Consider the following 12,257-nt stretch of genomic DNA (forward strand, 5'->3'; position numbering starts at 1 on the left):
GGTCTCCGGGGCCGGGTCACGGCCGGGCGGGCACGAGCACGCCCGCACGCAGCAGCCGTCCGGCGCAGGCGAGGCCCAGGTCCCCGGCGGTGCGCACCCCGCCCGCGAGGAGTCGGGCCACGGCCGGGACGTCGTTCTCCGGGAGGTCGAGCGCGCAGACGCGGGTGACCAGGCGCGCCCCCTCCAGCCGGGCGTCCAGGGCCGCGCGAAGCCGTACGGGGGTGGTGGCGGCGAGGTCCCGGGCGGCGGCGTACTGGGCCAGCGGTCCGAGCGGTGCGGGGCGGGCCTGCGCGCGCCGGGCACGGTGGAAGCGGGGCGCCGGGTCCGCGTCGGTGAGGGCCGCGAGGAGCCGGGCGCGGACCCGGTCCGTCTCGTCGTCCGGGCCGTCCGTGCCCAGCGGCAGGGTGCCGCGCGCCCAGGGGTCCTCCCGCAGGGCGGCGAGCGCGTCCTGGACGAGCTGTTCGGCCACGGCGTACCTGGTCCAGACGTGGACGCCGAGCGTCAGATGGATCGAGATCTCGCCCTGCGCCTCGGCGGCGTGCAGCCAGCCGCGCGGCAGGTAGAGAACGTCACCGGGGGCGAGGACGGTGTCCAGGTACGGTTCGCGCCGCGCCGCCTCCGCGACCGCCCGGCAGTGGTCGTTCCACGGCTGGTCGCGCAGCGGGTCGGGGTGCACCGGCGGGTGGACGGTCCAGCGTTTGGTGCCCTCGGTCTGGAGGACGAAGACGTCGTGGACGTCGTAGTGGGCGGCGAAGCCCCGGTTCTGCGGCGGGGTGATGTAGGCGTTGGCCTGCACCGGATGGCCCAGTTCGGTGCCGAGCGCGGTGACGAGGTCCCCCACGGGGGCCCAGGTGCGGTGGAGGGCCTGGAGGACGAGGGTGGCGCCGTCCGCGAACTCCCGCCACAGCGCGGTGTCGTCGACCTGGTCGCCGATGGTGGCGCCGACGCCCGCCGGGGCGGTGAACGCCGTGTCGGGGAGGGTGGTGCCGTTCTTCGCGACCCGGAGGAACGGGGTGCGCAGCCCGCGCCGTGCGACCAGTTCGTCGACGGCGCGGGCGGTGAGCAGGTCGGAGAAGTCGTCGGCGCGGCGGGTGAGCAGCGCGCGGCGCGCCCAGATGTCACGGGCGAACTCCTCGCGGCTCAGGCCGGGCGTCAGCCGGGTCTCCAGGACCCCGGGCGCCGCGTCGGCGGTCCGGGGCTCGACGGTCCCGGTCGTGGTGGGCCTCAAGAAGCGGCGCCGGCCGAACTCGCACCGCCGTCGGCGCCACCGTCCGCACCACCATCGGCACCACCGTCCGCACCACCGTCCGCGCCGCCGTCCGCCCCGCCATCGGCACCACCGTCCGCACCACCGTCCGCGCCGCCATCGGCACCGCCGTCCGCGCCGCCGTCGTGCACGCCGGGGGTGCCCTCCGCACCACCGTCGGCGGGGCCTTCCTGCTGGTTCGGGTCCTGCTCGGGGCTGGTCATGAGTCCTCCCGCGCATCGAACGGAACCGGACCCGCGTACCGGGACCGGTCGTCAGGCACGGCGGCGCCCTCGGACACCGCCGTCCCCACCGTAACGCTTGGGGGGTTTCCTCACGATTCGGCGGAATACGGGAACGGGGGCGCGAACCCCGTGGAAACGGCAACGGGGAGCCGCGCGGGCGCGCGGCTCCCCGTCCTCGTGCCGGACCGGCTATTGCAGCCCGGTGGTGATGGCGTTCATCAGCGTGCCCTGGGCGGTGTCACCGGACATCTCCCAGACCATGACGCCGAGCAGCCCCTTGTTCTTCACGTAGGCCATCTTCTTGCCGATGGACCAGGTGTCGTCGAAGGACCACCACTGACTGCCGGTGTATCCGTACGTCGAGATGGACTGTTCGTCGTGGTGGACGGCCATCGTCGGATAGGCCCCGATGAGGTTGGAGTAGCCCCGGGTCCCGGCCTCCTCGGCGAACTGGCCGGGCGCCGCCCCGCTCGCGGACTGCCATTCACCGGCCTTCCCGCCGTCCGTGACGCCCTGCCAGCCCCGTCCGTAGAAGGGGATACCGAGGGTCAGTTTGCGCGGGTCGACCCCGGCGTCGGTGTACGCCTTGATGGCCGTGTCGGCGCTGAAGTGGAAGCTGTAGGGGTCCTGTTCGTCGTTGTAGAGGTTGGCCTGGTGGCCGGTGCGGTTGGGCTCCCAGGAGTTGTCACTGCCCGAGCCGTGGAAGTCGTAGCCCTGGACGTTGGCGACGTCGAGGGAGTCGAAGACCTTCCCCAGGTCCCAGCCCTCGTCGATCTTCTGGGGGTCGGCGGGGGTGAACGCGGTCAGCAGGCGGTGGCCGCCGCCGAGCGCGTCGAGCTGCTTGCGGAACTCCGCGAGGAGCAGGGTGAGGTTGTCCTTGTCGGCGGGCGAGTAGTGGTTGCCGGGGTGTCCGGTGCCGGTGCCCGGCCACTCCCAGTCGATGTCGAAGCCGTCGAAGATGCCGGCCGCGGTGCCGGGCCCGCCCGCTCCGTTGTACACGGGCAGGTTGCCCTTGATGTACATGTCGATGCAGGAGGAGACGAACTTCTTGCGGGCGGCGTCGGTGGCGGCGACGTCCGAGAAGTACTTCGAGTACGTCCAGCCGCCGAGCGAGACCACGATCTTCAGGTTCGGGTGGCGCTGCTTGAGCTTCTTCAGCTGGTTGAAGTTGCCGCGCAGCTTGCCCCAGCCGTCGTCCGCGACGCCGTCCACGGACTGGGAGGCGCTGAAGGGGCGGGCGTAGTCGGCGTCCGCGTCCCCGGCGCCGGTGCCCTGTTCGGGGTCCTGCGGGTCGGCCGTGGTGCCCTTGGTGACCCCGTTGAGGCAGGTGAGGTTGTTGGGGTCGATATTGGCGAAGGAGTAGTTGATGACGTCGAGCTTGTCGGCGGCGCCCGAGGTCTCCAGGTTCTTCACGAAGTACTGGCGGCCGTAGATGCCCCACTGGACGAAGTAGCCGACCTTGGCGTACTTGCCCGCGCCGGCGATGTCGTCGGTCTTCACGGTCAGCGTGTTGCTCGCGGGCGAGGCGTTGTCGGCCGCGTCGCGCGCCTTGACGGTGAAGGAGTACGAGGTCGCGGGCGACAGCCCGCCGATGCTCGCGGTGGTCGTGGTGCCGGAGACCGTGGTGGCGAGCACGCCTCCCTTGTAGAGGTCGTACGCGGCCACCCGCTGGTTGTCCGTGGCGGCGTTCCAGGCCAGGGTGACCGAGGAGGAGTCCTTGGCGGTGGCGCGCAGCGAGCCGGGGGCCGTCGGCGGCGAGGTGTCGGTGGCCGGGTCGACGGTGGTGACGGTCAGCGGGGCGCTCTCGGCGGAGACGTTGCCGCGGGTGTCCTTGGCCCGGACGGTGAACGCGTAGGCCGTGGCCGGGGTGAGTCCGGTGACCGTGGCGGAGGTCGCGGCGGTGGCCGATCCGAGGACCTTGCCGCCGGCCAGGATGTCGTACGAGGCCACGGGGAAGTCGCCGGCGGAGGAGGCGGTCCAGGAGAGCGAGGCGGTCCGCGCGGTGACGTCGGTCTGCTTCAGTCCGCCGGGCGCGCCGGGCGGGGCGTCGGCGGACCCGTCGCACTTGTCGCCGTTGATCCGGCAGCCGGTGGGCGCCTTGATCGGACCGGTGGCGACGAACCAGAAGCTGTAGGGCTCGGTGGTGCTGTGCGCGGCGACCGTGCCGTTGTAGTGGGCGTTGACCGCGGTGAGGTGACTGCCCTGGGTGGTGACCGTGCCGTTGTACGAGGAGCTGATGGCGACCCCGGCGGGCAGGTCGAACTCCAGGCTCCAGCCGGTCACGGCCGTGTCCGTGTCGTTGCGCAGGATGTAGGTCCCCTTCCACCAGGCGCCGTTGTCGGCGGTGGTGAAGGTCGCCGTCAGCTTGCCGGCCGCGTGCGCGGGTCCGGCCTGCAAGGACAGCAGGGCGAGGAGCAGGGCGAGCACCGCGAGCAGGGCGGTCGCCGTTCTCCGTCTGAGGGGCATGTGCTCGAACATGGTTCTCCCTTGCGACTGGGACCGGTGAGGCGGTCCTCGGGGGGAGCGGGATGCATGTCGTTCCATGGAGCACAGAGGAAGGTAATTGGTCTGGACCAGCGCGTCAATAGGTACAGACCATTTACGGTAGACGCGCCGCCTTCCGGGGCGATCCCACCAACCCCTGGCACTGGTGTGCGAGTTCGCCCCGGCACGCACTAGGATCATGCGCGGCAGGGCTGTAGCGCAGAGGTCGTCGCGCCCAAGCAGCAAGCTGGAGGACGTCGGTTCGAATCCGACCGGTTCTGCCGCCTTTACGTAACGGGACGTCGACGTGTCGGGCCGCCCGAGCGGGCGGCGCACGGCCGCCCTTGCCTCGGCCGGACCCGGCGGGGGGATCTGGGGAATGGCGATGTCGCAGCCGATGCCGGTGCGTTGTCCGGCGATCGAGCATCCGGACCTTCCGCTCGCCGACCCGGCACTGCTCGGTCCCCTGCTCGAACGCCTCGCGGACGGGCGGCCGGTGACGGCCGACGAGACCTTCCCGCTGGGCACGCTGCGGACCGACGGACGCGTCGACCTGTGCAAGCAGGGACTCGGCGCGGCCGGCGCCGCCCGGATCATGCCCGCCGTCGCCGCCTCTCCGCACGCCGTCCACGTCCTGCTCGGCACCAACGGCCTCGGGGACGAAGGCGCCCGCGCCGTGGCCGAGGCGGCCGCCGCGTCCGGCCACGGGCTGCACACCCTCTACCTCGGCTGCAACCGCATCACCGCCACCGGGGCCGCGACGCTGGCCGGGGCCCTCGACGGCGACGACACCGTCCGCGCCCTGTGGCTCAAGCGCAATCCGGTGGGCGACGCCGGGGTGCGGGCCCTGGTGCCGATGCTGCGCCGCGCCTCCGCGCTGCGCACCCTCGACCTCGTCAACACCGGGGTCACCACGGAGGGCCTGGCCACCCTCCTGGACGTGCTGGCCGGCCGCGCCCGCCCCGTGGAGCGGCTGTTCCTCGGGGGCAACGGCCTGGACGCGCGGGCCGCTCCCCTGCTGGCCCGGCTGATCCGCGACGCGGGCGTCCGCGAGCTGTACCTGCCCTCCAACCACCTCGGGGACGGCGGCGCCGCCGTCCTCGCGGGCGCCGCCGATCCGGCCCGCCCGATCCGGCTCGGCCTCGGCGGGAACGGCATCGGACCCGAGGGGGCCCGCGCGCTGGCCGCCGCCCTCGACGGGATCGAGGCCCTGGACCTCGGCCGGCCGCCCTCGGAGCGCAGCCTCGGCGCCCCGCCCAACGCCACCGGCGACCTCGGCGCCGACGCGCTGGCCGCCGCCCTGCCCGGCAGCCCGCTGCGCCGGCTCGACCTGTGCCACACCGGGCTGACCGGACGGGGCGCCAAGACCCTCCTCTCCGCCGTCGGCCACGGCTCGCGGCTGGAGTACATGGGGCTCGGCCCCGGGCTGCCCCGCCGGGTGAAGCGCTCCTTCGCCACGGCGCTGCGCCCGGACGGCGGTGCCCACGCCGATCTGCGCGCGGTCAGGAGCCTGTACCGATGAGCCCGCACCCCGCCTCGGGCCTGCTCTCCTCCGAGGAGGCGGCGAGCTGGCGCCAGGTCCGCCGGTACGCGGTGCCGCGCACCATGATCGAGACCTCGGCCGCGCTCCGGGCGGCCGGCGACTGGCGGGGCGCCCTGGCGGCGGCCGGATTCGACCTGGCACTCGACCCGGCCAGAGTCTCCGCCCGGTACGGAACGGACGTGGCGGAGGCGGTCGAGGACGATCTGCGCCACCTCGTGCCCGATCTGCTCCGCTGGCATCTGCCCCGCATCCTCGGCGGGCGCTCGACCCTGGCCACCGAACGGACCCTGCTGCTGGCGGGATACGGGGCGGGGGGCGGCGCCCCGTACCTGAGACTGCGGACCGGCCCCATGGTCGACGGACCGCAGCGGGTCACGCTCGGCTTCGGCCCGGCGCGGCGCCCCGGGTCCGGCGCACCGGCCGTCGAGGACTGGCGGACCCTGCGGCACCTGTGGGACGCGCGCCGCACCGGCGAACTGCGGGAACGGCTCGGCGGCACCCGGCTGCCGTTCCTCAACGCGGACGGCACACCCCTCCCGGCGGACCGGCTGCCGCACGAGGCGCCCGACGGCACCGACGCGACGGCCCGCGCCGAGTGGTCCACGCTGCTGCACCAGCGCGGTGACATCGCCGGATCGCTGGCGGCGGCCGGCATCGTCTGGGATCCGACGCCCCCGGAGATGCCCGCCTGGTACCGCACCACGCCCGAGTCCCTGATCCGCGCGGTGGCGCTGGACGTGCCCCGGCTGGAGGCCGAGGTCCGGCGGGTCGCGACGCTCACCGGGGCGGAGCGGTTCCAGATCGCCCGGGACTGGCGGGCGCGCGTCCTGCTGGACTTCACCGGCCCCGGGCGCGAAGGGCCGCTGCGCGTCCGGCTCGTCGAACGCGAGGCGGCCGAGGGCGCGGAGCTCCTGCCCGAGAGCGTCTGGCGGCGGCTGCCCGACGTCGATCTGCTGCGCACCGGGGACCTGACCGCGCGCCGGCTCCATCCGCTGGTCGCCGGGGCCCTCTTCCCCGGCCTCGACGGGCCGTTCGGACCGGACGGGCCCACGGCCCCCGGCCCGGTCCGCGTCCGGTGCCGGGGCGCGTGGCACACCGTCCGGTTCCACGAGGGCGCGCTGGACTCGCCGCACACCGCGCAGGAGAGGCAGCGGGAGCACGCCCTGCGCGCGTTCGGCGGCGCGGTCACCGGCTGCTTCGCGGCCGAGCACGCCTGCACCAGCGGCACCGGCCGGCTGCCGAAGGCCCTGGCGGCGCAGCGCCGCGACTTCTTCCTGCACGCCGAGCACGGGAACACGCGGGCCGTCGTCGCGCTGCTGGACGCCGGATTCGACCCGCGCATCCGCGACGGCGGCCGGCGCACCCTGCTCCATCTGCTGCCCCTGCTCGACCACACCGCACTCCTTCCCCGGCTGCTGGACGCCGGGCTCGATCTGGAGGCCCGGGACCACCGGGAGCGCACCCCGCTGAGCACGGCGGTCTCCGGCCGGGGTTCGGCCGCGCTCGTCCGGGCCCTGATCGACGCGGGCGCCCGGCTGGACGTGGTCGACCAGACGGAACTGTCGCTGGAACAGATGATCCGCAAGTACCGCCGGACGGATCTGCGGTTCCTCGCCGAGCGGGTGGTGGCGGACCACCCCGACGTGGGAGCCGAGTGGTGGGAGGAGTGGGATCCCGACGACGAGGACGAGGCCGTCGGGGACGACGAGGACGACGAGGACGACGCCCCCGACGACGAGGAAGGTGAGGACGGATGAGCACCGTCGCCCCCGACAGCCCGGCCCGGCACTCCCCCGCCGCCTCCGGGACCGATCCGATGGAGGCCGCCGACGCGCTGAACCGGCGGCTGCGCACCAGCCGTACCGAGACCGTCGCCAGCCCCCAGCTGGAGGCGCTGGCCCTGGCGGTGACGGCCAATCAGCCGGTGCTGCTGTGGGGCGAGCCGGGCATCGGCAAATCGGCCGGGCTCGAACAGCTCGCGGCCGGGCTCGGGGTGGAGCTGGAGACCGTGATCGCCAGCGTCCACGAACCGTCCGACTTCGCCGGGCTGCCCGTCGTCGGTGACGACCCCGCCACCACCGGGGTGCCGATGGCGCCGCCGGACTGGGCGGTGCGGCTCGCCCGGCGCGGGCGGGGCCTGCTGTTCTTCGACGAGTTGTCCTCCGCGCCCCCGGCGGTGCAGGCCGCGCTGCTGCGCGTCGTGCTGGAGCGGCGGGTGGGCAGCCTCACCCTCCCGGAGTCCGTCCGCATCGTGGCGGCGGCCAATCCGCCGTCGAGCGCGGCGGACGGCTGGCACCTCAGCCCGCCACTCGCCAACCGCTTCGTGCACCTGGCCTGGACGCACGACGCGCGCACCGTCGCGCGCGGGATGGCCGGCACGTGGCCGGAGGCGGCCGTTCCGCTGGTCGAGCCGTCCCGGGTGCCGGGCGCGGTGGCGCGGGCCCGGGGCGCGGTCTCCGGTTTCCTGCACGCGCGGCCGGGGCTCGTCCACCACATCCCGGGCGACGCGGAGAGCCGCGGCCGGGCCTGGCCCTCGCCCCGTACCTGGGACATGGCGCTGCGGCTGCTGGCCACCGGATACGCGACGGGCACCGGGCGGGAGGCCGTCGCCGCCGCCCTGACCGGGGCCGTCGGGGACGGGGCGGGCATCGAGCTGCTGGCGTACCTGGAGAATCTGGACCTGCCCGACCCGGACCGGGTGCTGGCGGACCCGGAGGCGTTCGCCCTGCCCGAGCGCGGTGACCGGCAACTGGCCTTCCTGATCGCGGTCGTGGCCGCCGTACAGGCCGACCTCACCCGTCCGCGCTGGGAGGCCGGCTGGGCGGTGCTGGCCAAGGCGGTCGCGGCCGGCGTGCCCGATGTGGCGGCCCGCGCCGCGGTCGACCTGGCGTCGATGCGTGACCCCGCCTGGCCGGTCCCCGAAGGCATCGACGCCTTCCTGGAGCTGCTCCAGCTCTCCGGCGCGCTGCCGGGAAGCGGCTGAGGGATGTCCGCGCCCCGGGAGGAGTCCGGCCGGCCCGCCCCGGCGCGGCTCCGGCTGGACCTCACCAAACTGCTCGCCGCCCGCTACCGGGCGGCGACCGACCGCCCGTACCTGGCCACCGCGCTCTACGCGCTGTCGGTGGTGCCCAGTGACGAGGTCCCGACCATGGGCGTGGACCGGCACTGGCGCTGCTATGTGTCGCCGGCGTTCGTCGAGCGGACCCCGGTGAGGGAACTGGCCGGGGTCTGGCTGCACGAGGCCGCGCATCTGCTGCGCGACCACCACGGCCGGGCCGGCCGGCTGTCCGCGGCCGATCAGCGCGACGCGCACCGGGTCAACGTCGCCCAGGACTGCGAGATCAACGACGATCTGCTCGCCGACGGGGTGGCCCTGCCGGAGGGCCGGATGGAGCCCTCGCTCTTCGGTCTGGCCGAGGGGCGGTTCTTCGAGGAGTATCTGCCGGATCTGCCGCCCGGCCCCCCGCTCACCTGCGGTTCGGGCGCGCACGGCCGTCACGAGCCGTGGGAGTCCACAGGCCCGGACGGTCCGCCGCAGGTCGGGGCGGTCGAGGCGGAGGCGCTGCGGCGCCGGACGGCCGAGGCGATGCGGGCGCATCTGCGCGCCCGGGGCACCCTGCCGCAGGGGTGGAAGCGGTGGGCCGAGGAGGTCCTGGAGCCGGCCGTCGACTGGCGGCAGGCGCTGGCCGGGGCGGTCCGGGAGGCGGCGGCCTGGGCCTCGGGTGCGGTCGACTACACCTATCGGCGTCCGGCCCGGCGCGGGGCGGCGCTGCCCGGTGTGGTGCTGCCGAGCCTGCGCCGGCCGCTGCCCCGGGTCGCCGTCGTCGTCGACACCTCCGGTTCGATGGGCGACGACGAACTCGGTTCGGCGCTGGCCGAGATCACCGGCGTGCTGCGCGAGGTGGGCATCGGCGGCAACCGGGTCACCGTGCTGGCCTGCGACGCCGATGTGCACGCCGTGTCCCGGGTGACGTCGGCCGGGCAGGTCGTCCTCGGCGGGGGCGGCGGCACCGACATGCGGGTGGGGATCGCCGCGGCGCTGGCCGCCCCGGAGCGCCCCGGCATCGTCGTGGTCCTCACGGACGGCCTCACGCCCTGGCCGGAGGAGTCGCCCTCGTGCCGGCTCGTCGCCGCGCTCATCGGGGCCGAGGCGCCTCAGCCGCCGCCGTGGATCGAGACGGTCCGCGTGCCCCTCTGACGCGGGCTCACTGTCCGAGGACCACCGTGAGCGGAGCCGAGAACGCGCCCCACTTGCCGTCCGGCATCTTGGCGCGGAGCGTGATCTCGTGGCGGGTGCCGCGCGGTTCGGCGGTGGTGTACTGGTAGGTCGCCCGTCCGGCGGGCGGTGCGACGCCCCAGACGATGGTGGTGGTCATCTTGCCGTCCAGGTACAGCTCGTAGGTGGTGATCTCGCCGTCCGTCTCGGGCTGGGCCCAGTCCAGATCGACGGCGTACTCCTTGCCCTGGACCTTCGTCCTCGCCCGCAGGCCGGTCGGGGCGGTGCTCGCCGGGGCACCGGGGGCCGACGCGGTGGTGAGGCGGAGGGTGTTGCTGTCGGGCGAGGAGGTGTTGGCGGCGTCGCGGGCCCGCACGGTGAAGGCGTACGCCATGCCGGGGCGCAGTCCGGTCAGCCGGGCCGTGGTCGCGGTGCCCGGCACGGTGTGGATGCGGGAGCCCTCCTGGTAGATGTCGTACGCGGTGACGCCGACGTCGTCCGTGGAGCCGCCCCAGGACAGGGTGGCGGCCCGGTTGCCGTCGGCCTTGCCGCGCAGTTTCACCGGCCGGGTGGGGGGCGCGTGGTCGGCGGGCGTGGGGGCGGGGGTGGTGACGCGGACGGCGGCGCTGGGCGCGGAGAGGTTTCCGGCGGCGTCGCGGGCGCGGACGGTGAAGGTGTAGGCGGTCGACGCGGTGAGCCCCTCGATGTCGATCATCACCTTGGACGCGGGGACGGACTTCACCTTCCTTCCCTCGCGGTAGACCTCGTAGCCGGTGACGGCCGTGTCGTCGGTGGACGCCTTCCACATGACGTGCGCGGAGGTGGCGCTGCCGGCCTGGACGGTCACCCCGCGCGGCGCGGTCGGCTTCCCCGTGTCGGCCTCGGCCTCCGAGCCGCAGGCGGTCAGCGCGGCGAGGAGCAGGGCGGCGGAACAGGACAACGCGGCGGTGGTGTGGGGGCGTTGCACGGTGTTGCCTTCCATCCGGCAGCTATTGGTCCAGACCTGTATCGCACGGTCCGGGGCCTCCCGACAAGGGGACGGAGCGGAACGTTCCGCAATATGCCGGTGTGCGCCGCCGCCCCCGGGCCGCGGGATTCACCCGGTGGGCGGGCGATGAGTTCCCGGGATCCGGGGAGTCTGCACAGGTATGGACACAGAGACGAACCCCGTACCCCTCGATCTCGGGCCCGCCGCCCGGAACGTCACCGCCCTGCTCGACGGCATCGACGACGCCCGGCTGGCCGGTCCGACCCCCTGCCCCGGGGTCACCGTGGGCGCGATGCTCGCCCACGTCGGCGGGCTGGCCGTGGCCTTCCGGGACGCCGCGCGCAAGGATCTGGGGGCGACGACCGGGACGGCGCCCTCGGTGGAGTCGGGGGTGCTCGCGGACGACTGGCGCGAGACGCTGCCCCCGGCACTCGACGAACTGGCGGCGGCCTGGCGCTCCCCCGACGCCTGGCAGGGCATGACCCAGGCGGGCAGCGTGGACCTCCCGGGCCAGGTCGCCGGAATGGTGGCCCTCAACGAGCTGGTGCTGCACGGCTGGGACCTGGCGCGGGCGACCGGGCAGCCCTACTCGGCGGAGGAGGACCATCTGCGCAGCTCGCTCGCGGTCCTGGCCGACCTCGGCGACAATCCGCCGCCCACCTCGCCCTTCGGCGCTCCGGTGCCGGTCCCCGACGACGCGCCGCTGCTGGACCGGGCGGTGGCCCGCAGCGGCCGGCGCCCCGACTGGCGGCCGGGCGACTGACGGAACCACCGGTCCGCGGGCCGGGCGACGGGCCGGCCCGTCGCCGAGGCGGTCAGCTGGTGAAGAACTCCGTCATCTCCTGGACGAGCTGCGCGGCGTTCGTCTCGTGCGGTCGGTGCCCGCCGTCGAGGGTGATGAGGCGCGAGTCCGGGACGAGCGCGGCCATGTCCTGGAGCCGGGCCTGGGAGAGACCGCTCGCCGGGCCGCCCGAGACGACCAGGGTGGGGGCGACGATCTCACCGAGGCCGTGCGCCCGCTCCGGCTCCGGGTCGTCGAGCTGGTCGCGTACGGCGGGAACGGCGTTCTCGTCGTAGTCGACCGGGCCCTGCGGCGTGCCGGCGGGCCCGGCCGCGCCGGGGTACGGCGGCGGGGTCTCCACCAGCACCAGCCGCTCCACCCGGTCCGGGTTCTCCTGGGCGAGGAGCTGGGCGACGACGCCGCCCATGCCGTGGCCGGCCACCCCGGCCCGGTCGATCTCGCAGGCGTCGAGGAAGCCCAGCACGTCCTCGGCCATCAGAGCGAGGTCGTAGTCGTCGGGCCAGTCGCTCTCCCCGTGCCCGCGCAGATCGATCGCGTACACCCGCCACTCCCGCCCCAGCAGCTCCCCCACGGCCTCCCAGGAGGCCGCCGAGTCCCCGAGGCCGTGCAGCAGCACGACCGGTGAACCGTACGGATCGCCCCAGCTCCGGTACGCGAGGCGCACATCGCCGACATCCACCACTGACTGATCATCCATGCCCCCGACGCTACCGCCCGGCCTGCGCCGCTCGTC

10 protein-coding genes and 1 tRNA gene are annotated in these 12,257 nt (G+C 74.7%); 6 read left to right on the forward strand and 5 right to left on the reverse strand.

All coding sequences use genetic code 11. The features are described from left to right. Positions 1-16: 16 nt before the first annotated feature. From ACWCXC_RS28800 to ACWCXC_RS28810, 3 genes are all read right to left on the reverse strand, one after another. Complete coding sequence (locus tag ACWCXC_RS28800) at positions 17-1,228, reverse strand: cupin domain-containing protein (protein WP_450890951.1); 1,212 nt, start codon at positions 1,226-1,228, stop codon at positions 17-19. Beyond that, positions 1,225-1,470, reverse strand: a complete 246-nt coding sequence (locus tag ACWCXC_RS28805; RefSeq protein ID WP_450890952.1) for a hypothetical protein — start codon at positions 1,468-1,470, stop codon at positions 1,225-1,227. The genes ACWCXC_RS28800 and ACWCXC_RS28805 overlap by 4 nt, the downstream gene beginning before the upstream one ends. A 210-nt stretch (positions 1,471-1,680) precedes the next feature. Beyond that, entirely contained in the window at positions 1,681-3,969 is a 2,289-nt protein-coding gene (locus ACWCXC_RS28810) for a glycosyl hydrolase family 18 protein (RefSeq protein ID WP_450684389.1), read from the reverse strand. A gap of 214 nt (positions 3,970-4,183) precedes the next feature. Here ACWCXC_RS28810 and ACWCXC_RS28815 point away from each other — a divergent pair. The 5 genes from ACWCXC_RS28815 (at position 4,184) to ACWCXC_RS28835 (ending at position 9,716) form a co-directional block, all read left to right on the forward strand. Next, positions 4,184-4,256 (forward strand) — tRNA-Cys (locus ACWCXC_RS28815). A gap of 104 nt (positions 4,257-4,360) precedes the next feature. Then, positions 4,361-5,497, forward strand: coding sequence for a gala protein (locus ACWCXC_RS28820; RefSeq protein WP_450890953.1), 1,137 nt, complete (start codon positions 4,361-4,363; stop codon positions 5,495-5,497). After that, complete coding sequence (locus tag ACWCXC_RS28825) at positions 5,494-7,275, forward strand: ankyrin repeat domain-containing protein (RefSeq protein WP_450890954.1); 1,782 nt, start codon at positions 5,494-5,496, stop codon at positions 7,273-7,275. Before ACWCXC_RS28820 ends, ACWCXC_RS28825 begins: the two co-directional genes overlap by 4 nt. Then, on the forward strand, positions 7,272-8,501 hold the full coding sequence (locus ACWCXC_RS28830) for an AAA family ATPase (RefSeq protein ID WP_450890955.1): 1,230 nt from the start codon (positions 7,272-7,274) through the stop codon (positions 8,499-8,501). Before ACWCXC_RS28825 ends, ACWCXC_RS28830 begins: the two co-directional genes overlap by 4 nt. Positions 8,502-8,504: 3 nt before the next feature. After that, positions 8,505-9,716: a vWA domain-containing protein gene (locus ACWCXC_RS28835; RefSeq protein WP_450684393.1), complete on the forward strand. Its 1,212-nt coding sequence runs from the start codon at positions 8,505-8,507 to the stop codon at positions 9,714-9,716. Positions 9,717-9,723: 7 nt separating this feature from the next. On the opposite strand, the gene ACWCXC_RS28840 is transcribed toward ACWCXC_RS28835, so the two are convergent. After that, positions 9,724-10,716: a fibronectin type III domain-containing protein gene (locus ACWCXC_RS28840; RefSeq protein ID WP_450684394.1), complete on the reverse strand. Its 993-nt coding sequence runs from the start codon at positions 10,714-10,716 to the stop codon at positions 9,724-9,726. Between the two features lie 166 nt (positions 10,717-10,882). Between ACWCXC_RS28840 and ACWCXC_RS28845 the strand changes: the two genes are divergently transcribed. Continuing rightward, positions 10,883-11,485 carry a TIGR03086 family metal-binding protein gene (locus ACWCXC_RS28845; RefSeq protein ID WP_450890956.1) on the forward strand — a complete coding sequence of 201 codons (603 nt, stop codon included), beginning with the start codon at positions 10,883-10,885 and terminating at the stop codon, positions 11,483-11,485. A gap of 52 nt (positions 11,486-11,537) precedes the next feature. Here ACWCXC_RS28845 and ACWCXC_RS28850 read toward each other — a convergent pair whose 3' ends face one another. After that, positions 11,538-12,221, reverse strand: a complete 684-nt coding sequence (locus ACWCXC_RS28850; protein ID WP_450684396.1) for an alpha/beta fold hydrolase — start codon at positions 12,219-12,221, stop codon at positions 11,538-11,540. Between the last annotated feature and the right edge of the window lie 36 nt (positions 12,222-12,257).

This window comes from Streptomyces sp. NPDC001515, assembly GCF_053597115.1.

Excerpts from the sequence above, each read along its gene's own strand:
- ACWCXC_RS28820 (WP_450890953.1), top strand. The coding sequence starts at position 4,361 with ATGTCGCAGCCGATGCCGGTGCGTTGTCCGGCGATCGAGCATCCGGAC.
- ACWCXC_RS28840 (WP_450684394.1), bottom strand. The coding sequence starts at position 10,716 with ATGGAAGGCAACACCGTGCAACGCCCCCACACCACCGCCGCGTTGTCC.
- ACWCXC_RS28850 (WP_450684396.1), bottom strand. The coding sequence starts at position 12,221 with ATGGATGATCAGTCAGTGGTGGATGTCGGCGATGTGCGCCTCGCGTAC.
- ACWCXC_RS28845 (WP_450890956.1), top strand. The coding sequence starts at position 10,883 with ATGGACACAGAGACGAACCCCGTACCCCTCGATCTCGGGCCCGCCGCC.
- ACWCXC_RS28830 (WP_450890955.1), top strand. The coding sequence starts at position 7,272 with ATGAGCACCGTCGCCCCCGACAGCCCGGCCCGGCACTCCCCCGCCGCC.
- ACWCXC_RS28835 (WP_450684393.1), top strand. The coding sequence starts at position 8,505 with ATGTCCGCGCCCCGGGAGGAGTCCGGCCGGCCCGCCCCGGCGCGGCTC.
- ACWCXC_RS28810 (WP_450684389.1), bottom strand. The coding sequence starts at position 3,969 with ATGTTCGAGCACATGCCCCTCAGACGGAGAACGGCGACCGCCCTGCTC.
- ACWCXC_RS28825 (WP_450890954.1), top strand. The coding sequence starts at position 5,494 with ATGAGCCCGCACCCCGCCTCGGGCCTGCTCTCCTCCGAGGAGGCGGCG.
- ACWCXC_RS28805 (WP_450890952.1), bottom strand. The coding sequence starts at position 1,470 with ATGACCAGCCCCGAGCAGGACCCGAACCAGCAGGAAGGCCCCGCCGAC.